The sequence below is a fragment of the Actinomycetospora sp. NBC_00405 genome (genome assembly GCF_036044095.1).
GTDB lineage: Bacteria > Actinomycetota > Actinomycetes > Mycobacteriales > Pseudonocardiaceae > Actinomycetospora > Actinomycetospora callitridis.
Genome location: NZ_CP107938.1, coordinates 3,971,116 through 3,993,719, shown reverse-complemented (window position 1 = coordinate 3,993,719; position 22,604 = coordinate 3,971,116). Strand labels below are relative to the sequence as shown.

The 22,604-nt window shown below is 74.0% G+C and carries 25 protein-coding genes; 16 read left to right on the top strand and 9 right to left on the bottom strand.

What is annotated here, in order from left to right:
* Nucleotides 1-105: 105 nt before the first annotated feature.
* The 4 genes from OG774_RS19720 (at nt 106) to OG774_RS19705 (ending at nt 3,542) form a co-directional block, all read left to right on the top strand.
* Nucleotides 106-465 carry a DUF485 domain-containing protein gene (locus tag OG774_RS19720; protein WP_328303528.1) on the top strand — a complete coding sequence of 120 codons (360 nt, stop codon included), beginning with the start codon at nt 106-108 and terminating at the stop codon, nt 463-465.
* Nucleotides 462-2,066 carry a solute symporter family protein gene (locus tag OG774_RS19715; RefSeq protein ID WP_328303526.1) on the top strand — a complete coding sequence of 535 codons (1,605 nt, stop codon included), beginning with the start codon at nt 462-464 and terminating at the stop codon, nt 2,064-2,066. The genes OG774_RS19720 and OG774_RS19715 overlap by 4 nt, the downstream gene beginning before the upstream one ends.
* 106 nt (nt 2,067-2,172) lie before the next feature.
* Nucleotides 2,173-2,502, top strand: coding sequence for a rhodanese-like domain-containing protein (locus tag OG774_RS19710; protein WP_328303524.1), 330 nt, complete (start codon nt 2,173-2,175; stop codon nt 2,500-2,502).
* Between the two features lie 17 nt (nt 2,503-2,519).
* Nucleotides 2,520-3,542 carry a DUF4328 domain-containing protein gene (locus tag OG774_RS19705; protein WP_328303523.1) on the top strand — a complete coding sequence of 341 codons (1,023 nt, stop codon included), beginning with the start codon at nt 2,520-2,522 and terminating at the stop codon, nt 3,540-3,542.
* Here OG774_RS19705 and OG774_RS19700 read toward each other — a convergent pair.
* On the bottom strand, nt 3,471-4,025 hold the full coding sequence (locus OG774_RS19700) for a ferritin (RefSeq protein ID WP_274196895.1): 555 nt from the start codon (nt 4,023-4,025) through the stop codon (nt 3,471-3,473). The two genes, OG774_RS19705 and OG774_RS19700, sit on opposite strands and share 72 nt — an antisense overlap.
* A 43-nt stretch (nt 4,026-4,068) precedes the next feature.
* A complete protein-coding gene (locus OG774_RS19695; protein ID WP_328303522.1) occupies nt 4,069-5,463 on the bottom strand; it encodes a ferredoxin reductase family protein in 1,395 nt (464 codons plus the stop codon).
* A gap of 408 nt (nt 5,464-5,871) precedes the next feature.
* Here OG774_RS19695 and OG774_RS19690 point away from each other — a divergent pair, with 408 nt between their 5' ends.
* The gene (locus tag OG774_RS19690; RefSeq protein ID WP_442874004.1) at nt 5,872-6,618 is read left to right on the top strand and encodes a class I SAM-dependent methyltransferase; all 747 of its coding nucleotides are present in this window, start codon (nt 5,872-5,874) and stop codon (nt 6,616-6,618) included.
* 217 nt (nt 6,619-6,835) lie between these two features.
* On the opposite strand, the gene OG774_RS19685 is transcribed toward OG774_RS19690, so the two are convergent.
* Nucleotides 6,836-7,792, bottom strand: coding sequence for a DUF5914 domain-containing protein (locus OG774_RS19685; protein WP_328311046.1), 957 nt, complete (start codon nt 7,790-7,792; stop codon nt 6,836-6,838).
* A 165-nt stretch (nt 7,793-7,957) separates the two neighbouring features.
* Nucleotides 7,958-9,142, bottom strand: a complete 1,185-nt coding sequence (locus OG774_RS19680) for an arginine deiminase (protein ID WP_328311044.1) — start codon at nt 9,140-9,142, stop codon at nt 7,958-7,960.
* 54 nt (nt 9,143-9,196) lie between these two features.
* Between OG774_RS19680 and OG774_RS19675 the strand changes: the two genes are divergently transcribed.
* On the top strand, nt 9,197-10,108 hold the full coding sequence (locus OG774_RS19675) for an SDR family NAD(P)-dependent oxidoreductase (protein WP_328303520.1): 912 nt from the start codon (nt 9,197-9,199) through the stop codon (nt 10,106-10,108).
* A 73-nt stretch (nt 10,109-10,181) separates the two neighbouring features.
* On the opposite strand, the gene OG774_RS19670 is transcribed toward OG774_RS19675, so the two are convergent.
* Together OG774_RS19670 and OG774_RS19665 are read right to left on the bottom strand one after the other, a co-directional pair.
* Complete coding sequence (locus tag OG774_RS19670) at nt 10,182-11,000, bottom strand: CPBP family intramembrane glutamic endopeptidase (RefSeq protein ID WP_328303518.1); 819 nt, start codon at nt 10,998-11,000, stop codon at nt 10,182-10,184.
* A gap of 28 nt (nt 11,001-11,028) precedes the next feature.
* Nucleotides 11,029-11,475: a MarR family winged helix-turn-helix transcriptional regulator gene (locus OG774_RS19665; RefSeq protein WP_328303516.1), complete on the bottom strand. Its 447-nt coding sequence runs from the start codon at nt 11,473-11,475 to the stop codon at nt 11,029-11,031.
* A 52-nt stretch (nt 11,476-11,527) separates the two neighbouring features.
* Here OG774_RS19665 and OG774_RS19660 point away from each other — a divergent pair, with 52 nt between their 5' ends.
* Genes OG774_RS19660 through OG774_RS19650 form a run of 3 tightly spaced genes read left to right on the top strand, consistent with a single transcriptional unit; the run spans nt 11,528 to nt 13,527 of the window.
* A complete protein-coding gene (locus tag OG774_RS19660; RefSeq protein ID WP_328303514.1) occupies nt 11,528-12,718 on the top strand; it encodes an FAD-dependent monooxygenase in 1,191 nt (396 codons plus the stop codon).
* 36 nt (nt 12,719-12,754) lie between these two features.
* On the top strand, nt 12,755-13,192 hold the full coding sequence (locus OG774_RS19655; RefSeq protein WP_328303512.1) for a hypothetical protein: 438 nt from the start codon (nt 12,755-12,757) through the stop codon (nt 13,190-13,192).
* Nucleotides 13,189-13,527: a DUF3817 domain-containing protein gene (locus OG774_RS19650; RefSeq protein WP_328303510.1), complete on the top strand. Its 339-nt coding sequence runs from the start codon at nt 13,189-13,191 to the stop codon at nt 13,525-13,527. The genes OG774_RS19655 and OG774_RS19650 overlap by 4 nt, the downstream gene beginning before the upstream one ends.
* On the opposite strand, the gene OG774_RS19645 is transcribed toward OG774_RS19650, so the two are convergent.
* Nucleotides 13,499-14,317 carry a DUF2470 domain-containing protein gene (locus OG774_RS19645; protein WP_328303508.1) on the bottom strand — a complete coding sequence of 273 codons (819 nt, stop codon included), beginning with the start codon at nt 14,315-14,317 and terminating at the stop codon, nt 13,499-13,501. The genes OG774_RS19650 and OG774_RS19645 overlap by 29 nt on opposite strands.
* 130 nt (nt 14,318-14,447) lie before the next feature.
* On the opposite strand from OG774_RS19645, the gene OG774_RS19640 reads away from it, so the two are divergent.
* The 3 genes from OG774_RS19640 to OG774_RS19630 are packed head-to-tail and all read left to right on the top strand — an operon-like array spanning nt 14,448 to nt 17,020.
* The gene (locus OG774_RS19640; protein WP_328303506.1) at nt 14,448-15,350 is read left to right on the top strand and encodes a hypothetical protein; all 903 of its coding nucleotides are present in this window, start codon (nt 14,448-14,450) and stop codon (nt 15,348-15,350) included.
* A gap of 42 nt (nt 15,351-15,392) precedes the next feature.
* Complete coding sequence (pheA, locus tag OG774_RS19635; RefSeq protein ID WP_328311042.1) at nt 15,393-16,367, top strand: prephenate dehydratase; 975 nt, start codon at nt 15,393-15,395, stop codon at nt 16,365-16,367.
* On the top strand, nt 16,364-17,020 hold the full coding sequence (locus tag OG774_RS19630) for a histidine phosphatase family protein (RefSeq protein WP_328303504.1): 657 nt from the start codon (nt 16,364-16,366) through the stop codon (nt 17,018-17,020). The genes pheA and OG774_RS19630 overlap by 4 nt, the downstream gene beginning before the upstream one ends.
* A 45-nt stretch (nt 17,021-17,065) precedes the next feature.
* On the opposite strand, the gene OG774_RS19625 is transcribed toward OG774_RS19630, so the two are convergent.
* On the bottom strand, nt 17,066-17,410 hold the full coding sequence (locus tag OG774_RS19625; RefSeq protein ID WP_328303502.1) for a metallopeptidase family protein: 345 nt from the start codon (nt 17,408-17,410) through the stop codon (nt 17,066-17,068).
* A gap of 11 nt (nt 17,411-17,421) precedes the next feature.
* The gene (locus OG774_RS19620; protein WP_328303500.1) at nt 17,422-18,672 is read right to left on the bottom strand and encodes a septum formation family protein; all 1,251 of its coding nucleotides are present in this window, start codon (nt 18,670-18,672) and stop codon (nt 17,422-17,424) included.
* 160 nt (nt 18,673-18,832) lie between these two features.
* On the opposite strand from OG774_RS19620, the gene OG774_RS19615 reads away from it, so the two are divergent.
* From OG774_RS19615 to OG774_RS19600, 4 genes are all read left to right on the top strand, one after another.
* Complete coding sequence (locus tag OG774_RS19615) at nt 18,833-19,747, top strand: hypothetical protein (RefSeq protein WP_328303498.1); 915 nt, start codon at nt 18,833-18,835, stop codon at nt 19,745-19,747.
* A 27-nt stretch (nt 19,748-19,774) separates the two neighbouring features.
* Nucleotides 19,775-20,935, top strand: coding sequence for a glutathionylspermidine synthase family protein (locus OG774_RS19610; RefSeq protein WP_328303496.1), 1,161 nt, complete (start codon nt 19,775-19,777; stop codon nt 20,933-20,935).
* A gap of 50 nt (nt 20,936-20,985) precedes the next feature.
* Entirely contained in the window at nt 20,986-21,423 is a 438-nt protein-coding gene (locus tag OG774_RS19605) for a DUF350 domain-containing protein (RefSeq protein WP_274196912.1), read from the top strand.
* Between the two features lie 126 nt (nt 21,424-21,549).
* Nucleotides 21,550-22,542 carry an IS481 family transposase gene (locus OG774_RS19600; protein WP_328303493.1) on the top strand — a complete coding sequence of 331 codons (993 nt, stop codon included), beginning with the start codon at nt 21,550-21,552 and terminating at the stop codon, nt 22,540-22,542.
* The last annotated feature ends 62 nt before the right edge of the window (nt 22,543-22,604 follow it).

The window sequence follows — 22,604 nt, the reverse complement described above, 5'->3', positions numbered from 1 at the left end:
GGGTGATATTGCCGTGAGTAGTCACACGAAAGGACTAATCGGGTTGATCGGTGGCGGATTAGGGTTCTGCCCGATCGTGACGACGGACGACCCCGGGGAGATCTCGTGAGTGCCACCGACGACACCCCAGGGGGCTCGAGCGCGCTCGACGCGACCCCGTCCGCGTACCAGGAGGTCCAGGCCTCGCCGGAGTTCGCGTCCCTGCGCCGCCGCTGGCGCGGATTCATCTTCACGATGAGCGCGATCTTCCTCGGCTGGTTCCTCGTGTACGTGCTGCTGTCCGACTTCGCCCACGGCATGGTCGACACCCGCATCGGCAGCACCAACTTCACGGTGGGCCTGGTGCTGGGCCTGCTGCAGTTCGTGTCCACCTTCCTGATCGCCACGCTCTACGTGCGCTACGCCAACAAGAACCTGGACGACGACGCCGAGGCGTTGCGCCTGCGCGTGGAGGAGAAGCTGTGAGCACCTCGATCGGCAGCCCGGCGCTCAACATCGGGATCTTCGCGCTGTTCGTGGTGGTGACGCTGCTGATCGTCTACCGGGTCAGCCGCGCCTCCAGCACCGCCTCGGACTACTACGCGGCCGGCAGCTCGTTCACCGGGCCGCAGAACGGCATCGCGATCTCGGGGGACTACCTCTCGGCCGCGTCGTTCCTCGGCATCGCCGGTGCGATCGCCCTCAACGGGTACGACGGCTTCCTGTACTCGATCGGCTTCCTCGTCGCCTGGCTGACCGCGCTGCTGCTCGTCGCGGAACTCCTGCGCAACGTCGGCCGCTTCACCATGGGCGACGTCCTGAGCTTCCGGATGCGCCAGACGCCGGTCCGCGCCGCCGCCGCGGTGTCGACGCTGCTGGTGTCGTTCTTCTACCTGCTGGCCCAGATGGCCGGCGCGGGCGGTCTCATCTCGCTGCTGCTGGGTGTCCCGAACGTGCCGGGGACGCCCTTCGACGGGCAGTCCCTGGTCATCGCCGTGGTCGGCATCCTCATGGTCGTCTACGTGCTCTACGGCGGCATGCGCGGCACGACGTGGGTGCAGATCATCAAGGCCACGCTGCTGGTGATCGGCGCCGCGGTCATCACCGTGTGGGTCCTGGGCCTCTACGGGTTCAACCTCTCGGGCCTGCTCGGCGCCGCGGTCGAGAACACCGGCAAGCCGCTGCTCGACGCCGGCAACCAGTACGGCACGACCGTCGTCAAGCAGATCGACTTCCTGTCGCTGGCCCTCGCCCTCGTGCTCGGTACCGCCGGCCTCCCACACATCCTCATGCGCTTCTACACGGTGCCCACGGCCAAGGAGGCCCGGCGCTCGGTGCAGTGGGCGATCTGGATCATCGGCATCTTCTACCTGTTCACCCTGGTGATCGGGTACGGGGCCGCGGCCCTGCTCCCGCGCGGCACGCTGACCTCGGCGAACGTCAACGACGCCGCGCCGCTGCTGGCCTTCCAGATCGGCGGCACGCTGCTGCTCGGGATCATCGCCGCGATCGCCTTCGCGACGATCCTCGCCGTGGTCGCCGGCCTGACGATCACCGCCGCCGCCTCGTTCGCGCACGACATCTACGCCAGCGTGATCAAGGACGGGAACCCCGAACCGGGGATGGAGGTCAAGGTCGCCCGCCGGACGGCCCTGGTCGTGGGGGCCGTCGCCATCATCGGCGGCATCCTCGCCAACGGCCAGAACGTCGCGTTCCTCGTGGCCCTGGCCTTCGCGGTGGCGGCCTCGGCGAACCTGCCGACGCTGCTCTACTCGCTGTTCTGGAAGAAGTTCAACACGACCGGTGCGCTGTGGAGCATCTACGGCGGACTGGCGAGCTGCATCCTGCTGATCGTCTTCTCCCCGGTCCTCTCGGGCAGCTCGACCTCGATCTTCGGCGAGGGCGTCGACTTCGCGTTCTTCCCGCTGCAGAACCCGGGCATCGTGTCGATCCCGCTGTCCTTCATCCTCGGCATCGTCGGCACCTACGCGGGCTCGCGCGAGCCGGTCAACGAGGCCAAGTTCTCCGAGATGGAGGTCCGGTCGATGACCGGCGCGGGCGCGTCCCGCACCGCCGCCGACCACTGAGTCGACCACTGAGTCGACCGCTGGGTCGCATGCTCCGGAGCCCGTCACCCCACGCGGGGTGGCGGGCTTCGCTGCGACCACAGGGGGGTCGTGATGGGATGGAGCGGTGAGCCACCCCGGACTCCCTTCGGTCGGCCCCGGTGAGATCCCGACCGGGGCGACGCTGCTCGACGTCCGCGAGGACGACGAGTGGGCCGCCGGGCACGCGCCGGGCGCGGTGCACCTGCCGATGTCGCAGATCACCGGGCGTCTCGACGAGATCCCCGAGGGCCCGCTCGCCGTCGTGTGCAAGGTCGGCGGACGCTCGGCCCAGGTCACGGCGTTCCTCGCCCAGCGCGGTCACGAGGCCGTCAACGTCACCGGCGGGATGCTGGCCTGGGAGGCCGAGGGCCGTCCGATGACCACCGAGGGGCCCGGACCGGCCCGGGTGGTCTGAGGCGTGGGGAGGCGTCGGTGACCTGCCCGCGGTGTGGGCGGCCCCAGCCGCCGCCGGACTCCCCGGGCGCGCCCCGCGCGGGCGCGACCCGCTACTGCGTGCACTGCGGCCGCGTCCTCGCCGGCGTCCGGTGGGTGGCGCTGCCCCCGGACGCGCTGCGGCCCCGCGAGCCCCGGGTGCCGCGCCGTCCGTACGCGGGCCCTCCGCGCTACCCCGCCGTCCCGCGCTGGAGCCTCCGGGCCTGGATGCCCGCGCCGGAGGCGGGCGGCGACGAGGGCCCGCTCGCGGCCACACCGCCCCGCGCGCCGGAAGCCGGCCTGCGGGGCACCGCCGGGCTCCTCGCCAACCTCGCCATGACGACCGCGGTGCTCGCCGGGATCGCCGCGCTCGCCGAGCTGTGGCGCTACGGCCTGCTGGTCGCCAGCCGTTCCGAGGCCCTCTCGTCGGCGCCGCTCGCGTTCTCCGACGCCCTGGTCACGCTCGTCGGGCTCCTGACGCCCGTGGCGGCCGTCGCGACCGGCGCGCTGTTCCTGCGCTGGCTGCTGCTCGGGCGCGGCATCGCCGCGACGATCTCCGGGACCCGCCCCGCCCGGCGGGACTGGGCGGTGGTGCTCGGGAGCCTGCTGCCCGGCCCGAACCTCACGATCCCCGGGGCCGCGCTCACCGAGGTCGAGCACGCCGCCTCGGGCCGTCCGACCGACGAGCGTCCACGGCCGTCGCGCCCCGTGCGGCAGTGGTGGTTCGCGTGGGCCGCGAGCGTCGTGCTCGGTGTCCTGGCCGTGCTGCGCGGGCTGGGGGACAGCACCCAGGCGCTGGCGGACTCGGTGCTGCTGCACGCCGTCGCCGACGTCGCGGCCGCGGTGGTCGCGCTCGTGACGATCCGGGTGGTCACCGACCTGACCGAGCTCCTGGCCCCCGACCTGCGCCCGGCGGGACGGGAGGCGGTGCTGGCGGTGGGGACGGCGGTGTCAGCCGGCGCTGACGATCGCGTTGCCGCCGGCGGCGGGCGGAGCGGTGGGGTCGGTACCGAGGTCGGGTGACATCTCGCGGGCGACGAAGTCCTCGACGTGGAAGAGGTTGTCGCCGGCGCGGCGCACGATGCGCAGGAGCGTGGTCATCGAGGCGACCTCCTCGACCTGCTCCTTGAGGTACCACTGCATGAACTGCTCGCCCAGGTAGTCGCCCTCGTCGCGGGCCGTGCGCGCGAGGGTGGCGATCTGGTCGGTGACCGTCTGCTCCTGGCGCAGCACGAGCTCCACGATCTCCTCGAGCGACGAGAAGTCGTTCCGCACGGCGTCGATGCCCGGGATGGTGATCGGCAGGTCGTTGTCCAGCAGGTACTGCACCATGCCCATCGCGTGGTTGCGCTCCTCGAGCGCCTGGGCGTAGAAGTGCGCGGCGAGCTGCGGGAGATCCTGGTCGTCACAGTGCACGGCCACCGCCGTGTACTGCTGCGATGCCGTGAACTCGTTGCGGATCTGCGTCCGCAGCAGCTCGTGGAACTTCGACTGCGCGGCGGTCATGTGTCCGAGTCTAGGTCAGGGCGCTCCGGGCCCGACCCCTCGTTCATGTCCGTACGCTGCGGCGACCGTGCTTGGAGCCGTGACGTCGCCCACCCGGGGCCTCGTTCCCGGCGATCCCGGCGGGCTCGCCGTTGGCCTGCAGCGGGATCGCGCCGGACCACCCGAACTGCTCGGTGTGGATGCGCGGTGCCGGGATCCCGATCTGGTCGAGCGCCGCCAGCGAGCCCGCGAGCACCGAGGGCGAGCCGCAGACGAAGTAGTCGAGCACCTGGCGCGCGGCGGGGTCGGCGGGCAGGACCTCGGCGAGCAGGTCGGCGTCGATGCGGCGTCCGTCGGTGCGCGTGACCCGCAGGTCGAGGCGACGGGCGAGGGCCGTGAGCTCGTCGGCGAACAGCGGCTCGGTGCCCCGCTCGGCGAGCACGAGGCGGTGCGTGCGGGTGTCGCCGCGGTCGGCGAGCGTGCGCAGCATGCTCATCATCGGGGTGATGCCGACCCCGCCGGCGAGCAGCACGAGCCCCGCCGAGCCGGGGGCCGCCTCGGTCGAGAACGAGCCGTGCGGCCCGTCGAGCCACACCTTGCTGCCGGTGCGCAGCGTCGACAGGAGACCGGAGAAGTCGCCCTGGTCGCGGACGGTGAGCTCGATACGTCCGGTCACCCGCGCGCTGGACGCGATCGTGAACGGGTGCTCCTCGGCACCGACCACCCCGCGCTTGAGGCGCAGCCAGACGAACTGCCCGGGCGCGAAGCGCAGGCCGCCGCGGCGCAGGTGCACCGGGGCGAGCACCAGCGTGCTCACCGTCTCGCTCTCGCGGCGCACGCCGTAGACGACGTAGGCGCCCTGGCGCGAGAACAGCGGGCGCCAGACCCAGCGGTGGGCGAGCACCCCGAGCAGCACCAGCACGAGCGCGGAGAGCACAACGCGCATCACGGGGTCGGCGACGAGGTTGCCCAGCCAGAAGACGTGCAGGCCGGCGAGGACGAGTGCGGCGCCGGCGAGCAGGACGTGCAGGCGCGCCCAGATCTCGTAGCGCGCGCCGGGGCGACGGCCGCGGACCGCGACGAACCCGACCAGGAGCAGCCCGCCGACCGAGCTCCAGCCGGCCCGGGCGGCCGCGGTGCCCTGGAAGGGGTTGAGCAGGCTCGGGTGGTTGAGGACGGCGACGGTCATGTGGATGCCGACGAGGACGATCGCCAGGGTGCCCAGCCAGCGGTGCAGCCCCAGGACCTTCTCGACCCCGAACGCCCGGGTCAGCGAGCGCACCCGCGAGGGGACCACCACGACGACCACGAGCAGGGTCAGGGCGAGCAGGCCCAGGCCGACTGAGAGCACACCGAGCACCGAGCTGCCCCCGCCGCGGACCGCGACGAGACCGACCGGGATCACCACGAGGGCGGCGAGGACCGCCGCCCACAGGGCGCGTGTTGACCGTTGCTGCACGGGGCGGACGGTAGGCACGGTGGATCAGTGGCCCCGGCGCGTCTGAGAGCCGGTCCGCCCGCGACGCGGCGACGGGCGCCCGTCACGCGCCCAGGCACCGTCTGTTCGTCCGATCGGGTGAAGACCTGCTCCGTCTGCTGAGACCCGCTCTCAGCTTCGCCGGACAGCGCACCTGCGGTGCAAGCCCTGCGTCCACGCTGGCACTCAACGCCAGGATCGCCACATCCTCGATCCCGCGACACGCCGCTGCGGAGAGCCGAGCGGATGCACCTCTTGCCACCACGAAGCGCCCGATCGGACGCCACCGGGCAGGATGCGCGCGTGATCTCGCGTTCGCGTCTCCGCTTCCCGGCCGTGCTCGCCCTCGCCGCGGCCGGTGTCGCGCTCGTCCCGCCGGCCTGGCGGTCGCTGCGCCCCCGCCCGCGCCCGGGCTTCGACCGCACGACCGCGGCCGCGGGGGTCTCCGCCCAGTTCGACCAGGACGCCACGTCCTACGACCGTCTCGTCGGCGCGAACCCCGGCTACCACGACCACCTGCGCCTGTCGGCCCGTCGCCTCGGCCTGCCCGACGGCGGGGCCGGCGCGGTCCTGCTCGACGTCGGGTGCGGCACGGGGCTCTCGACGGCGGCGCTCGTCGAGACCTACCCGCAGGCCCGCGTCGTCGCCGTCGACGCGTCGGCCGAGATGCTCGCCCGCGCCCGGGAGAAGTCGTGGCCGGACACCGTGCGGTTCGTGCACGCGCGGGCCGAGGACATGCACGCCGCGCTGGCGGCCGAGGGCCTCGAGGGCCCGTTCGACGGGCTGCTCGCCGCCTACCTCGTGCGCAACCTGCCCGACCGCGACGCGGGCGTCGCCGTGCTCGTCGACCACCTCGCGCCCGGCGCCCCGATCGCGGTGCACGAGTACTCGGTGGCCGACTCGGCCTACGCGCGCGGTGTCTGGAGCGCCGTGTGCTGGGCGGTGATCATCCCGCTGGGGTGGCGCGTCACCGGCGACGCCGCGCTCTACCGCTACCTCTGGCGCAGCGTCCTGGCCTTCGACGGCCTCGGGCGACTCGAGCAGCGGCTGCGCGACGCCGGGCTGCGCGAGGTCCACACCCGCCCCGTCGACGGCTGGCAGCGCGGCATCGTGCACACGGTGCTGGGACGCCGCTGAGGCGAGGTCCCGCTCGCGCCTCGGTGGCCCCGGGGAGCGGGCCGCGAGATGGTGGATTTCCTGACGTCGAACGTCAGCATGGCCCCCACGCTGGCACGGGCTCGGCGTGTCGGGGCGCGCGACGATGTGGCGATCCTGGCGTTCAGTGCCAGCGTGGACGCAGGGCTTGCACGCGGAGCGTGCACTCCGGAGCGTGCCACCCCCCGAGCGGGGAGCGTCAGCCGCGACGGCGGGCGGCGCGGACGGCGTAGGTGCGCTCGGCGTACTCGATGTCGTCGTTCCACAGGCGCTTCGCGGTCCACTCCATCAGCGGGCGCACGAGGGTCTGGACACGGCGGGCGTGGACGAAGCCCGGGCGGTCGGAGTGGGCGATCGTCGCCTCGACCACCGCCGTGCGGGGCCGGCCGTCGGGGTGCGGGGCCAGCGGGGTCGCGTGGGTCTCGACGACGCTGCCGGCGCCCTCGCCCTCGGTGATGTGCATGACGATCGTCCGCGGCTCCGGGCACGTGAACCGGGCGCGCACGGGCACGCCCCAGTTCTTCGAGATCCGGAACGCCACCTTGAGGTCGAAGTGGTCGTCCTCCTCGCCCGCGTCGCGCCCCGGCGCGCGCTCCACGCGCAGGTCGGCGAACGAGTGCGGGTGGAACCACGCGCCGTGCCAGGGGTCGAGCCGGTTCGCGAGGACGTCGGCGGGCTCGCAGGTGCCGACCATCGACGCCACGGCCACGAGGCTCTCGTCGACGTCCGGGCGCTCCGGCAGGATCGGGGCGTCGGTGGGCTCCTCGCCGCCGACCGCGTCGAGGCGCACCCAGGCCAGCGCGCCGTCGTCGAACGCGGGCAGCGTGCGCCAGCCCGCGCGTCCCGACGGCCCGAGGGCGAGGCCGTGCCAGCGGCAGATCAGCTCGCAGCCCGACTGCACGGCGGTGCTCATGTCCGCGCCGAGGTGGGGGCACGCGCCGGGGCCGGCGTGCAGCGAGCCCCGCCCACCGTTCTCCTGGCTGGGAGAACGCCAGAGCACCAGCTCCACCCCGGCCACCGTGGTCCCGAACGGGGTGCCGGTGCGGACGTCGCGGCTCGCGCCGACGACATACCAGTTGCCCGACGGACGGGCCGTGGCGCGCGCGAGCGCCGCGTCGATCACGCCGACCTTGGCGTCGCGCCAGGTGGGCTCCATCGCGGCCCACTCGCGTCCGGACAGCCGTCGCAGCGGGTGGGCCGGCGTCCGCCGTTCCGCCTTCTTCAGCACGAACCGGACGCTAGGCCGGGTGCCGCGACGGTGCAGTGAGGGGACGCGGCCTGTGGCCGGATGCACGTCGTGCTGCGCCGAACGTGCACCTCGTCACTCCACGGGGGCACGTTCCCAGGGGCACGACAGACACCGCGGGCCACCGCGCCCCGAGCCGAGCTCGAACCCGGCGATCGTCAGCACCTCGATCCCGGCGGCCTCGAGCCGGGCGTTCGTCGTGGTGTTGCGCTCGTAGGCGACGACGCGCCCGGGTGCCAGGGCGAGGGTGTTGTTGCCGTCGTCCCACTGCTCGCGCTCGGCGGCGACGGACTCGAGTCCGGTGTCGACGGCCCGCAGCTCGTCGATCCCCATGGCACGCGCGGCGGCGGGCCGGAACGGTTCGGGGCCCCGGATGTCGAGGTGGTCCGGGCCCTCGGGACGCACCGTCCACGCCTCGAGCCCGTCGAGCACACCCGGGTAGATGACCATCGTGTCGGTGTCCACCATCGTCGCGACCGTGTCGAGGTGCATCGTCGCCCGGCGCTGGGTGATCGGGACCGCGAGGACGGTGTGGGCGAGGCCGTCGGCGAACATGGCCCGCGCGAACGACTCGGCGCCCGCGGGGCTCGTGCGCTCGCCGACCCCGACCGCCATGACCCCGGGCGCGAGCAGCAGCACGTCGCCGCCCTCGACCGCGGACGGGTCGCGGGGCGCGGTCGGCGCGACGACGCCGAGCTCGGGGTGGTGGCGCTGGGCGAGCGCGACCAGCGAGGCCTCCCGACGGCGCGCCGGCATCCCCATCGACGAGGCCACGACGCGCGGTCCCACCCGGATCGACGAGTCGCGGGTGAACATGAGGTTGGGCAGCGGGTCGACGGCGAAGTCGTGCGGCGCGGCCATGGCGCGCACCAGTGAGCGTCCCGTCACACCCAGCTCGGCGAACGAGCGCCCGCCGATGAGGGCCGCGGCCAGCGCGGTGTCGTCGAGCCCGTGCAGCTCGGCGCGCACCGCCTCGCCGAGCTCGCGTCCCAGCGCCCGCTCGTCGACGGCGTCGGCGATCCCGGCCTCACGCGCGGCCGGGCTCGCGAGCGCCTCGACGAGCACGTCCCCGAGCAGGAGGACCCGCACGCCGTGGGCGCGCAGCAGGTCGGCGAAGGCGTCGTGCTCGACCTGGGCGCGCTCCACCCAGGGGATCCCGTCGAAGAGCAGACGGTCGGCGTTGCGCGGGGTCAGGCGCTCGAGCTCGGGGCCCGGGCGGTGCAGGACGACCGTGCGCAGCGCGCCGACCTCGGAGTCCACGTGCGGCGCATCCACGGTCGGCGACCCTAGGACGCCCGATCTACCCTGCGCGCCATGGGACTCCTCGAGGACAAGGTGGTCGTCGTCACCGGAGCCGGTCGCGGCATCGGGCGGGGCGAGGCGCTGGAGTGCGCGCGGCAGGGGGCGGCCGTCATCGTCGCCGAGTTCGACGCCGACGCCGGTGAGGAGGTCGTCGGCGAGATCACCGCCGCCGGGGGCCGTGCGGCCGCCGTGCCGGGCGACGTCTCCGACGCCGACGTCGCCGACGCGCTCGTCGCCACGGCCGTCGAGCGGTTCGGCGGGCTGGACGCGGTGGTCAACAACGCCGGCATCCTGCGCGACCGGACGCTGGTCAAGATGTCGGACGCCGAGTGGGACGACGTCGTCCGCGTCCACCTGCGCGGGCACTTCGCCCCGACGCGCGCGGCCTGCCGCTACTGGCGGGAGAACGAGCGGCCCGGGCACCTCGTGCACACCGCGTCGACCTCAGGGATCCTCGGCAACTTCGGGCAGGCGAACTACGGCGCGGCCAAGGCGGGCATCGCGGCGTTCTCGACGATCGTCGCGATGGAGATGGCCCGCTACAACGTCACCTCGAACGCGATCGCGCCCTCGGCGCTGACCCGGATGACCGAGGCGCTGCTGCCCCCGGACGTGCGCGAGGACCGCCGGGCGAGCCTCGAGCGCGGCGAGTTCGACTTCTTCGACCCCGACAACGTCGGGCCGTTCGTGGCCTACCTCGCCTCCGACGCGTCGTCGCACATCAGCGGCAAGGTGTTCGGCGTCCAGGGCGACTCGATCGAGCTCTACCAGCCGTTCACGTCGGTGGCCGAGGTCCGCGGCGACGGGCACCGCTGGGACGCCGAGAACATCCCGGGTCGCATGGACGAGCTGTTCGCCGAGGCCGGCATGGACCCGGCGCCGGAGAACATGATGGCGCGCTCCCGTCACAAGATCATTTCCTGAGCGAGTGCGTGGCCCTATCGGCGTGCTCCCCTGATTCGGACACTCAACGTCTGCGGCGCCACGCCGCTGACACTCACGCCGGCAGGAACGGCAGCACGCCGGCGAGCAGCGCCGAGCCGACGAAGGCGACGACGTCGAGCAGGGCGTGGGCGCCGACGAGGGGCCACAGCCGGCCGGTGCGCTGCCAGTACCGCACGAACACCAGGCCCATGAGCAGGTTGCCCAGCCCGCCGCCGAAGCCCTGGTAGAGGTGGTACGACCCGCGCAGGGCGGCCGAGATCGCCAGCGCGCGGTTCTCGCCGACGCCGAGGCGCCGCAGGCCGTGGAGCAGGTAGCCGACCACCAGGACCTCCTCGGCCCAGGCGTTGGCCACCGCCGAGATGATCAGCACCGGCACCCGCCACCAGTGGTCCTCCAGCAGCGAGGGGACGACCGTGGTGTTCAGGCCCAGCGAGCGCGCGGCGAGGTAGAGCGCGAGGCCGGGGATGCCGATCAGTGCGGCCAGGCCCACCGAGGACAGCGTGTCGCGCCCGGGACGCCGCCCGTCGAGCCCGATGTCGCGCGGCCCCGAGCCGCCGCGGACGAGCAGGTAGAGCCCGAGCGCCCCCCACGCGACGAGGGCCAGCGAGCCCGCGAGCTGGGCCGCGAGGTCGGCCCACGGGTTGCGGGCGAGGCTCTCGTCGATGGCGACCTGGCGCTGGTCCAGCGGCACCGGCGAGGACAGCGCGTCGAGCAGCGAGATCAGGCTCCGCACGCCGGACAGCCCGAGTGTCACCGCGAAGACCACGACGAGCTCGGTGCGCAGCAGGCGCCGCCCGGGCGGGTCGAGGACGACGACGCCGGCCGGGGGAGCGGGACGCAGCCACGCCCGCCACGTCTCCCGGCTGATCACGGGCCAAGGCTAGGCGCAGGCTCAGGGCTCAGGCGGGGCGACCGGACCGCTCGACGGCCGCGGTGAGCCGGCTGAGGAGATCGTGGGCGAAGGCCTTCTCCGCGTCGCCGAGCGTGCGGCACACCTCGTCGATCTCGCGGACCGCGGGCAGCCAGGCGGCGAAGGAGGCGGCCCGGGCGGCGTCGGTCACGGTGAGCACCACGCGACGGCGGTCGGCGGTGTCCCGGACGCGTTCGACGTGACCGGCCCGTTCGAGGCGGTCGACGAGCACCGTGGCCGAGGCGGAGCTGATGCCGAGGCGACGACCGAGGTCGGCCGTGCCCATCGACCCGTGCTGGGTCAGCTCGCCGATCGCCGACATGTCCGTGGCGTTCATGTCCATCACCCGCGCCATCCGCCCGACGAGCTCGCGGGACGCGGCGATGAGGTCGCGGACTGCGAGCGTCGTGGCGTCCAGCTCCTCGAGGTCGGCCACGTCACTCCCCAGAAGTAGTTAGACAATCTAGCGACCAGGATAACCGGGGCTCGTGACCCGCCACGCACTGATCTCCGGCGCCAGCATCGCCGGGCCCGCCCTCGCCCACGAGCTCAACGCGCAGGGGTGGCGCACCACCGTCGTCGAACGCGCTCCCCGGCTGCGCGACGAGGGGCAGAACATCGACGTCCGGGGGGCCGGGCGGGAGGTCCTGCGCCGGATGGACCTCGAGGACGCGGCCCGCGAGGCCGGGACCGGCGAGCGGGGACTGCGGTTCGTCGACGACGACGGGGCGGAGGTCGCCTCCTTCCCGGCGGGCGAGAACGACACCGCCGGCGGCACGGCCGAGATGGAGATCCTGCGCGGCGAGCTCTCGCGCCTCCTCTACGAACGCACCCGCGAGCGGACCGACTACCGCTTCGGCGAGCAGATCCGGGCGCTGACCGATCACGGCGACCGCGTCACGGCCCGTCTCGCGAGCGGCGAGGAGCTCGACGCCGACGTGGTCGTGGTGGCCGAGGGCACGCGGTCGCGCACCCGCGCCCTCGTGATGCCCGACGTCGAGCTCACCGAGCTCGGCCTCCAGATCGCCCACCTGACCATCCCGCGCACGGCGGACGACGACCGCTGGTGGCGCTGGCACAGCGCCTCGGGCTCGCGCAGCACGAGCCTGCGTCCCGACAACCTCGGCACCACCCGCGCGATGCTCGCGTTCCTCACCGACGTCCGCGGCCTCGAGGCGCTCGACCGGGACGACCAGGTGGCGATCCTGCGCCGCACCTACGCCGACGTCGGCTGGCAGGCCCCGCGGGTGCTGGACGCCCTCGACGGGGCACCGCTGTACTTCGACGCCGTCGCCCAGGTGCGGCTGCCGCGCTGGAGCGCCGGCCGCACGGTGCTGCTCGGTGACGCCGCCTGGGCCACCGGCCCCTTCGGCCTGGGGACGAGCCTCGCGCTGGTCGGCGCGTACCTCCTGGCCGGCGAGCTGTCCGGTGGGCAGGACACGGACGTGGCCCTGGCCCGGTACGAGGAGCTGATGCGCCCGTTCGTCGACAAGGCCCAGGACGTCAAGCCGATCGCCCTGCGCGCGATGAACCCGCGCTCCTCGGCGGGGCTCTCGGTGCAGCGGACCGTGCTGAGCGCCGCCGGGGCGCTCTCCTCGGTGTTCGGCGGGCTGGTGGAGAAGCTCTCGGGCCCGCCGGCGGAGGTGATCGAGCTCCCCGACTACCGCTCCGCGGCCTGACCGCGCCCCCGCCCCGTCGTCGGTAACCTCGGGACCGTGCTGCGCCTGCTCGTCACGCCCCGGTGGATCGGGTGGACGCTGTTCGCGCTCGCGGCGGTCGTGGTCTGCGGCCTCATGGCGTGGTGGCAGGTGGTGCGCGCGGAGTCGCCCGGCGGGTCGCTGCTCAACGCCGGCTACGCGTTCCAGTGGCCGCTGTTCGGCCTGTTCTTCGCCGCCCTGTGGTGGCGGATGCTGCGCGCCGAGGCGAAGGCGCTGGCTGAGGTGCGCGCCGCCGAGGCGCCCGCCGATCGCGCGCTCCGGCCCGTGCGGGCCGCCGCCGCGGACTCCCCGTTCGGGCCGCGCCCGGCCGGCGTGCGCGAGGGCGGCCTCGACGCCGGCACCGACCCGGGCCCGGGACGCGCGCAGTACAACGCGATGCTGGCCGAGCTCGCGGCCCGCGGGAGGACCCCCGAGAAGGAGACCGATCCGTCGTGACCACCAGTGCGCCGCCCGCCCGGCCCACCCCCGACGTCGTCGCCGCGCTCAAGCGCTACCGGGTCGGGGCCTGGGTGGTGGGTGTGGGCCTGCTCGTGCTCGTCCTGATCGGGATGCCGCTGAAGTACCTGGCCGGCGACGGCACCGTCGTCGCGATCGTCGGTCCGATCCACGGCTTCCTGTACATGGGCTACCTGCTGCTGACCGCGGACCTCGCCTACCGCGACCGCTGGCCGGTCGGCCGCGCGGTGCTCGTGGCGCTGGCGGGCACGATCCCGTTCGTCTCGTTCGTCGCCGAGCGGAAGATCACGCGCCCGCTGCGCGACGCGACGTAGGCCGCACACCCGGCACCTCGTCGGAGCACCCGATCAGGGCGCGGACGGCCTCCCCGAGCTGACCGGGGCACGACAGCGGCGCGGCGAACGGCAGGCGCACGTCGTGGTCGTCGTTCTCGGACTCGATGCGCAGCCGCAGGCCGTGGCGGTCGACGCCGAGCGGGGCGATGCGGTTCCCGGGGCGCCGCAGGTGGATCGGCAGCCGCGGCACGAGCGCCGACAGCGTGTTCGTGTGCGCGGCGGCGAGGTGGGCGAGCCACGCGTCGCCGGTGGCGGCGACGGGGTCCGGGGCGGCGGCGGCCACCGCGGTCGGGGCGAGCGCCTCGGTGCCCTCCGCGTCGGAGAGCACGACCATCGTCGGCTCGAGGCGCAGCAGCGTCTCGCCGTGCCCGACGTCGAGGAGCCGCTCGTCGGGCTGCTCGGCCGCGAGGCGCAGCGCGGCCCGGCGGGCCACGCGCAGCGGCAGCACCCGCAGACGGCCCGACACCCAGAGCAGGCCGCGGACGGGGCGGCGCACGGACACCGGGGCGACGTCGCTGAGCTCGAGCATCACCGGCAGCAGGGCGTCGCCCCGCTCGCGGGCGGCCAGCACGAGGGCGTGGTCGTCGGGGAACTGCAGGGTCGCGGCCCCGGTCGCGGGCACGTGGTGCAGCGTCGGGGCGGCCCGCAGGTCGCCGTCGGACTGCTCGGGCTCCCCGATGACGGCCGCGTGCCGGGCACGCCCCGCGAGGGTGCGCGCCCGCTCGGCGGGCGTCGGGACGGGCGGCGCGGGCGGTCGACTCCTGGCCATCGGGCTCCCTCGGTGTAGCGAACTGAGGGGAGCCTAACCAAACTTCGGCGTTCCTCGCGAGACCGATGTACCCGAGTGGATCCCCGGGCCGGTGCCGGGGCCGTCGCGGGCCGCCCGCTACCGTGCGGACGTGTCCACCGTCCCCCAGGCCGGCGGGGCACCGGTCGACGGTGTTCCTCCGCTGCTCCGCGCGATCGTCGACAATGCGGCGCTCGTGGTCGAGGGCACTCGCCCGTCCATGGCGACGATCGTCGACGAGCACCTCGCGGCGCGCGCCGCCGACGCCGGCGGGCTGCTCGGCTCGCTGGTGGTCCCGGTGTCCCGGCTCTCCGAGCTCGTCGCGGAGCTGGTGAAGCGCCGGCCCGCCGGGCCCGTCCCCGTCGCGCTCGCGGTCGACACCGGCCTCGGCGGTGTCCCCAAGGCGCTCTCGCTGACCTCGTCGCGGGCGGCCCTGCTCGACCCGCGCACGGTCGAGATGCCGGCGCCGCACGACGTCGACACCGTCTGGCTCGAGCGCGTCACCGAGTTCGTGCCCGAGGACGTCGTGGCCGTGGTCGAGCCGCGTCGCCCCGACGTCGACGGCTCCGCGGACTGGCTCGACGGCGTGCGCCGGGTCGTGGACCACGGCTGCCGCCCCAAGCTGCGCTGCGGCGGCGGGCGCGCGGGTGCCTTCCCGGGCATCCCCGACGTGTCCGGCTTCGTGGCCCTGGCCGTCGGCGCGGGGCGGTCGTTCACGGCGAGCATCGGCCTGCAGTCCGCGGTGCGGCACACCGACCTGGTCACCGGATTCACCCACCACGGCTGGCTGAACCTGCTCGTGGCCACGCTGCGCGCCCTCACCCCGGGTCTCGACACCCCCGTCGAGCAACGCATCGGCGACGCGCTCGCGATCACCGACGGCGACGCGCTGGCCGCCGAGCTCGCCGGCGTCGGCCCGGACACCGCGCTGCGCGTGCGCGCGCTGTTCTCGTCGTTCGGTTCGACGTCCGTCGCCGACCAGGGCCCCGAGCTCACCCGCCTCGGCCTGCTCTGACGCCTGCCGGGCGCCTGCGTACGCTCGGTGGGCGTGACCGGTCTGCGCGTGGCGTTCCTGGGCCCGCACGGCACGTTCTGCGAACAGGCGCTGCGCACCCTGACGCCCGCCGACCTCGACGCCGCCCTGGGCGACGCCGAGCCCTCGGAGCACCCCCTGTCGAGCACCACCGCGGTGCTCGACGCGGTGCGGCGCGGTGACGCGGACGCGGCGTGCGTGCCCGTCGAGAACTCCGTCGAGGGCGGGGTGCCCGCGACGATGGACGGGCTCGTCGAGCAGCCGCCGCTGGTGATCGTGCGGGAGATCCTGCTGCGGGTGGAGTTCGCGGTGCTGGTGCGCCCGGGCACCACGGCGGCCGACGTCACCAGCGTGGCGTCGCACCCGCACGGCGAGGCCCAGACCCGCCGCTGGATCGCCGAGCACCTGCCCGGTGCCGAGGTGCGCCTCACCGGCTCCACCGCGGCCGCCGCGGCGCAGGTGGCCGCCGGCGAGGTCGACGCCGCGGTGTGCGCGCCCGTCGCCGCGGCCCACCACGGACTCGAGGCCCTCGCGACCGGGGTGCACGACAGCGGCGACGCCGTGACGCGGTTCGTGCTGGTCCGTCCGCCCGGGCCGCCCGGCCTGCCCACGCCCACCGGCGATGACCGCACCTCGATCGCGGCGACCACCGTGAACCGTCCCGGCGCGCTGCTCGCCGTGCTCACCGAGATCGCCATGCGCGGGGTCGACCTCACCCGTATCGAGTCGCGCCCGCTGCAGGACCGCCGCGGCGACTACTGGTTCTTCCTCGACGGCAGCGGGCACGTCGCCGACCCCGCGATGGGCGAGGCGCTGGCCGCGCTGCGGCGCCGGTGCACCGACGTGCGGTTCCTCGGCTCCTACCCGCGCGCCCGGCTCGACGGGCCCCGCGGGGACGCGGTGTCCGGGCGCGGCGAACAGGAGCCCGGGCAGACCCTCAAGGACCACGCCGAGGCGGCGTCCTGGGTGGCGGCGCTGCGGGACGGGACGGGCGCGTGAGCGATCTGCGACTCGTGCTGGCCCGCCACGGCCAGACCCAGGCCAACATCGACCGGATCCTCGACACCGTCCTGCCCGGGCCGCCGCTGACCGAGCTCGGGCGTGCGCAGGCCCACGCCCTGGGCGGGGAGCTCGGGGACGGCGCCGAGGGCACCGTGACCGCGCTGTACCACTCGCCGGCGCAGCGGGCCCGCGAGACGGCCGAGATCGTCTCCGGCTACGTCGGCGTCACGCCGACGGAGGTCACCGGGGTGCACGAGGTGTTCGTCGGGGAGCTCGAGGGCCGCAACGACGAGCCCGCCATCGCCGAGTTCCGGCGGGTCTACGACTGCTGGCAGGCCGGCGACCTCGACGTCGCCCACCCCGGCGGGGAGAGCGGGCGCGACCTGCTCGACCGCTACCTCCCCGCCGTCGCGGGCCTGCGCGACCGCCACCCCGACGGCGGCACGCTCGTGCTGGTCAGCCACGGAGCCGCGCTGCGCCTGGTGGCCCAGGAGCTGGTCGAGCACGTCGGCACGCCGCGCGCGGAGGAGGAGCACGTCGCCAACTGCGGCCGCGTCGTCCTGCGGCCCCGCGGCAGCGGCTGGGAGCTCGTCGCCTGGCGCGCCGCCGTCCCCGGCGGCCTGCCCTCGAGCGACGACGTCACCGGCTGACGTGAGCGATGTTCACGGCTATGGCCGCGAACATCGCTCACGGCCCTAACCCCAGCCCAGGCGGTGCAGGGTCGCCTCGTCGATGCCGAAGTGGTGCGCGATCTCGTGCACGACGGTCACGGCGACCTCCTCGCGCAGCTCGTCCTCGTCGTCGCACACGTCCCCGAGGGCGAGGCGGTAGAGCGTGATCCGGTCGGGCAGGACGCCGCCGTAGTCGCTGTAGCGCTCGGTGAGCGCGACGCCCTCGTAGACCCCGAGCAGGTCGGGCTCCTCGGGATGACGGTCGTCGACGAGCACCACCACGTTGTCCATCGCCCGCGTCAACGGTGCCGGGAGCTCGTCGAGGGCGTCGGCGACGAGCTCCTCGAACCGGTCGGGCGGGACCTCCACGGGCGCAGGCGTCAGCCGCCGCCGAGGCCCGGGACGGGCAGGGCGGGCACCGACAGGCCGGGCTGCTGCTGCTGCTGCCCGCCGGTCTCCTGTCCCGCCCCGCCGGCCGCGCCGCCGGTCGCGGTGCCGCCGCCCTCGGGGGCCGGCGTCGCGGAGCCCGGCACCGACGCCGGCGCGCCGGGACGCAGGCTCGGCGTCGTCGCGGGGGCCTGATCCCCGGGGCCGCCGATCGTGACGCCGTCCGCGGCCTTGCCCGTCAGCGGGGCGAACCCCGAGTTGTCGGTCAGCAACGAGCCGAGGTTGCAGGTGACGCGCCGGGTGCCCGCGGTCCAGGACTCCTGCGCGAGGTTGGTCCAGTACACCGTGAGCTTCGAGTCGGTGAGCTTCTGCGCGGAGCCGACGTACTGCTCGGCGATCCGCTGGCAGGTCGGCTGCAGGTAGTTGTCCTGGTCGTCCACCGACGGGAACGCGTCGCGGAACTGGGTGCCGAGGTCGACGATCCCGGCCACCTCGGCGGCGTGGGTCTCGCCGCAGGCGACGGGGTCCGAGACCTCCTTGCCGGCGAGCCCGAGGCACGTGCCCGCGTCGAACACCACGGCCTGGTCGGCGTCGGCCACCCGCCCGCTCGACGGGAACAGCGCGCCGGTGCGGCCGGGGGCCTGCAGCCCGCAGCGCACCGTGCGGTCGCCGCCGTCCCACGCGGCCTGGGTCGGCTTGAGGGCGCCCGTCTTGTAGCGGCCCGCGGGGTCGAGGCGACCCTGCAGGTACCGGGTGGCCTGCGGGGTGCACTGGTCGGTGACGAGCTGCTGCCAGGCCGGGTCGGCGGGGAACGGCGCCCCCGGCGGCTGGGTGGCGGTGACGGCGCCGACGCTCTCGAACAGGTGCGGCTGCGCGCACTCGACCTCGCGGACGTCGCCGGCGTCGTCGCGGCCCCACGTCAGGCAGCGGCCGGGCTCGGTGGTCAGCGCGGGGCGCTCGTCGGCGTCCTCGCCGCTCGAGCCACCGGACGCGCTCGGCTGCTGGTCGGCGACCCCGAGCACCCCGGGCGCCTGCCCGGTGGCGGCGAGCGCGGCAGCGGCGATCAGCATGATCAGGGCCCCGACCAGGACACCGATGACACCGCGGCGCGCGGCGCGACGACGGGGATCGGTGCCGTCGTCGGGCCCGAGGACGCGATCGATCAGGCGGCGGTGGGCGGCGTCGTCGCCGGAATCGGGGCGGTCCTCACCGGACGGCCCGGACTGGCGTTCCCGGAGCTGCATCGCCCTGACATCATGCCGCTCACGGGCCGAGGAGGGCGGGCGACCCCCGGATCCGGCAGGATCGACGGTGACCGGCGCGCGCCGGGCGGCCCCGGACGGAGGCGCCTCGCGCGACGGGAGCCGGCCGGGGAGTCCGACCGGGAGTGCGGAAGGGCGGGACATGACGGAGCGAGAGGGCGACGACACTCGCCCGTCGGACGGACGGACCGAGAAGTTCGACACCTCGGCGGCGCGGCCGACGGACAAGGTCGACACGTCGGCGGTCGCGGCGGGGCGCCACCGCGGGGCCGACGGCACGGACGAGACGAACGACGCGAACGACACGACCGACGTGGACTCGGCCGACGACACCGCGACCCCGCCCTCGGGCGTGCCCACGGCCACGACGACGTCGGCCACAACGGGATCTGGCAGCGGGGCGATGGCGGCGGTGGGCGCGGACTCCGGCCAGGAGGTCCAGGGCCGGTCCCGCGGCCGGGTGCGCTACCAGGACCCCGAGACCACCAAGCCCCGCGAGCCCACGGTCGCCGAGCAGCGCGCGCGCCGCGAGGCGCAGCGGCGCGAGCGGGCCCAGCGCGACGCCGCGGAGGCCGCGGAGCAGCGCAAGAAGAAGGTCCGCAAGCGGGTGCTGGTCGGCGGCGGTGTCGCGGTGGGCGTGGTCGCGCTCGTCGCGATCGTCTACGCGGCCAGCCAGCCCGACGAGGTCGAGGCCCAGTGCGTCGACCCGCAGGGCGTCGTCGTGCCCGACGAGAACTGCGGCGGGAGCCAGCAGGGCGGCTACTACAACAGCAGCGGCGTCTTCGTCCCGATCTTCATCGGCGGCTTCGGCAACCAGTACCACTACAACTACGGCAGCCGGTCCCCGGTGGGGACGGTCGCCCAGGGCGGCACGACGGCGCCGCCGGCGGCCGGCACCAGCGTGCGCAGCGGCACCTCGGGCAGCTCGCTGGGGTCGACCTCGAGCAGCGGCACGGTCAGCCGTGGCGGTCTGGGCGTCGGCGGCAGCTCCAGCGGCACCAGCGGCTCGTCGGGCAGCTCGAGCAGCAGCGGCGGGAGCAGCTCCAGCGGCAGCTAGTGGCGGCGATACGGCAGGATCGGCGTCGTGCAGCGCGCCACCGGTAGGCCCCGTCCCGATTGGCAGTCGAAGATCGAGGAGCAGGGGCTGGTGTTCGGGACCCCTGCCGCGGGGCTGAACGGCGCCCGGCCCTACTGGGACGAGTCGGTGCACTACGTCTTCGACATGGCCGAGATCCTCTCGCTCGAGGCCGACGTCGAGCTCCTGCACTCGATGTGTCTCGAGGCCGTCGACCACGTCGTCACCACCGAGCGGTTCCGCGACTTCGCGCTGCCCGAGTGGTGCTGGGAGCAGGTCGCGGCGTCCTGGCGACGCGGCGACCCGCACCTCTACGGGCGCTTCGACCTGCGCTACGACGGGTCGGGGCCGGCGAAGCTGATGGAGTACAACGCCGACACCCCGACCACGCTGCTCGAGGCGTCGATCTGCCAGTGGTACTGGCTCAAGGACGTCCACCCCGACGACGACCAGTGGAACTCGCTGCACGAGAGGCTGGTCGAGCGCTGGGGCGAGATCGCCGCGAAGCTGCCCCGCAACGAGGCGCACTTCTGCTGGTCGCAGGCCGACCCCACGGGCGAGGACCACGTGACGGTCGCCTACCTGCAGGAGTGCGCGGCCGAGGCCGGCCTGGACACCATCGGCCTCGCGATCGAGCAGCTCGGGTGGGACTCCGCGCTCGACCGCTTCGTCGACCTCGAGGAGGCGCCGATCGCGACGGTCGACAAGCTCTACCCGTGGGAGTGGATCCTCGGCGACGACTTCGGCAAGCACGTCGTCCGCAGCCTGCCCGAGACGACGTGGATCGAGCCGCTGTGGAAGACGCTGCTGTCGAACAAGGCGCTGCTCGCGGTGCTGTGGGAGATGTACCCCGGGCACCCGAACCTGCTCCCGGCCTCGCTGGGTGACCCGGGCCTGCTCACCGAGTACGTCCGCAAGCCGCTGCTCGGGCGCGAGGGCGCGAACATCGCGATCGTCGCCCCGGGATACGAGACCGAGACCGGCGGCGTCTACGGCGAGGAGGGCTACGTCTACCAGCTCTTCGACCCGCTGCCCGAGTTCGACGGCTACCGCCCTGCCCTCGGCGCCTGGATCGTCGGCGACACCTCCGCGGGGCTCGGCATCCGGGAGACGACGGGGCTCGTGACGGACAACGGCGCGGCGTTCGTGCCGCACCGCATCCCCGACTGACGCCGTGCCCTAATCTGGCGCCCCGTTCGTCCGGATGGAGGCCACGACAGGTGCTCGCTCCCGAATTCTGGCCCACCGTGGGCGTCAACATCGGCCTGATCGCGGTCTACGCCGTGATCGGCGCCGTGCTGATGTACGTGGGCTACTTCGCCATCGACCTCACGACGCCCGGCGACCTGCGCGGATTGGTCCGCGAGGGCCGGCCCAACGCCGTCGTCGTCTCGGCGGCGGGGATGGTCTCGATGGCGCTGATCGTCGTCGTGGCCATCTACATCTCCGGCGGCGGGTTCGTCGAGGGGATGCTCAACACCGCGATCTACGGCCTGGTCGGGATCGTCGCCCAGGTGCTCGCGGTGCGCGGGCTCGAGGCCGTGGCGCGTCTCGACGTCGACGGCTGCCTGCACGACGACCGCTTCACCCCGGACTCCGCCGTGATCGCGGCGATGCACCTGGCGCTGGGGCTCGTCGTCGCGGTCGCCATCATCTAGCTGTACTGACCGGACACGTTGGTTGAGTGCGTGTGACGACACGGTCTGAATGATCTTGAGGGGAGGACCTCTCGGGAGTGCTGTGGAGCTGTCTGACGGCATCCGCTCACCACCGGGAGGTCCTCCGTGACCCACGCTAACGCTGCGCTGACTCCGCGAGCTCGATTGAAGCTGGCGCGTCTGATCGTCGAGGACGGCTGGCCGATCGCGAGGGCCGCCGAGCGGTTCCAGGTGTCCTGGCCGACCGCGAAGCGCTGGCGGGATCGCTACCTCGAGCTCGGTGCGCCCGGCATGGCCGACCGGTCTTCGCGCCCGCATCGGATGCCGCGGCTGACCCCGCAGCCGGTGGTGCGCAAGATCGTGCACCTGCGCTGGAAGCAGCGCCTCGGGCAGCTCGAGATCGCCGCCCGGCTCGGGCTGGCGGCCTCCACGGTGCACCTGGTGCTGCGCCGCTGCGGGATCAGCCGGCTCAACCAGGTCGACCGGGCCACCGGAGAACCGGTACGCCGCTACGAGCACCCCCACCCCGGCTCACTGATCCACGTCGATGTGAAGAAGCTCGGCAACATCCCCGACCAGGGTGGATGGCGCTTCCACGGTCGCCAGGCCGGCAACAAGAACCGGGCGGCGACCCCGGGCAAGCCCCGCAACCGTCACCACAACCCGATGATGGGCACCGGGTTCGTGCACACCGTGCTCGATGACCACTCCCGGGTGGCCTACGCCGAGATCCACGACGACGAGAAGGCCCTGACCGCCATCGGGGTGCTGGATCGGGCGGTGGCCTGGTTCGCCGCCCGCGGCGTGGTCGTCGAGCGGGTCCTGTCCGACAACGGCTCGGCCTACAAGTCGTACGCCTGGCGCGACGCCTGCCGCGAACTCGGGATCACTCCGAAGCGGACCCGGCCCTACCGGCCACAGACCAACGGGAAGATCGAACGCTTCCACCGCACCATGACCGCCGGCTGGGCCTTCCGACGCCTCTATCTCAGCGAAACCCAGCGACGGAAGGCCCTACCCGGCTGGCTACACGAGTACAACCACCACCGGCCCCACAGCGCCATCGACAGGCAAGCCCCGATCACCCGCTTGACCAACCTGTCCGGTCAGTACATCTAGCGCAGCCGCAGGACACGCGCCCCACCCCGGACCCTTCACCGGGGCCGAACGACCTACCCTTT

Excerpts from the sequence above, each read along its gene's own strand:
- OG774_RS19700 (WP_274196895.1), bottom strand. The coding sequence starts at position 4,025 with ATGACCGCCGCGCAGTCGAAGTTCCACGAGCTGCTGCGGACGCAGATC.
- OG774_RS19685 (WP_328311046.1), bottom strand. The coding sequence starts at position 7,792 with ATGGAGCCCACCTGGCGCGACGCCAAGGTCGGCGTGATCGACGCGGCG.
- OG774_RS19675 (WP_328303520.1), top strand. The coding sequence starts at position 9,197 with ATGGGACTCCTCGAGGACAAGGTGGTCGTCGTCACCGGAGCCGGTCGC.
- OG774_RS19645 (WP_328303508.1), bottom strand. The coding sequence starts at position 14,317 with ATGGCCAGGAGTCGACCGCCCGCGCCGCCCGTCCCGACGCCCGCCGAG.
- OG774_RS19620 (WP_328303500.1), bottom strand. The coding sequence starts at position 18,672 with ATGCAGCTCCGGGAACGCCAGTCCGGGCCGTCCGGTGAGGACCGCCCC.
- OG774_RS19615 (WP_328303498.1), top strand. The coding sequence starts at position 18,833 with ATGACGGAGCGAGAGGGCGACGACACTCGCCCGTCGGACGGACGGACC.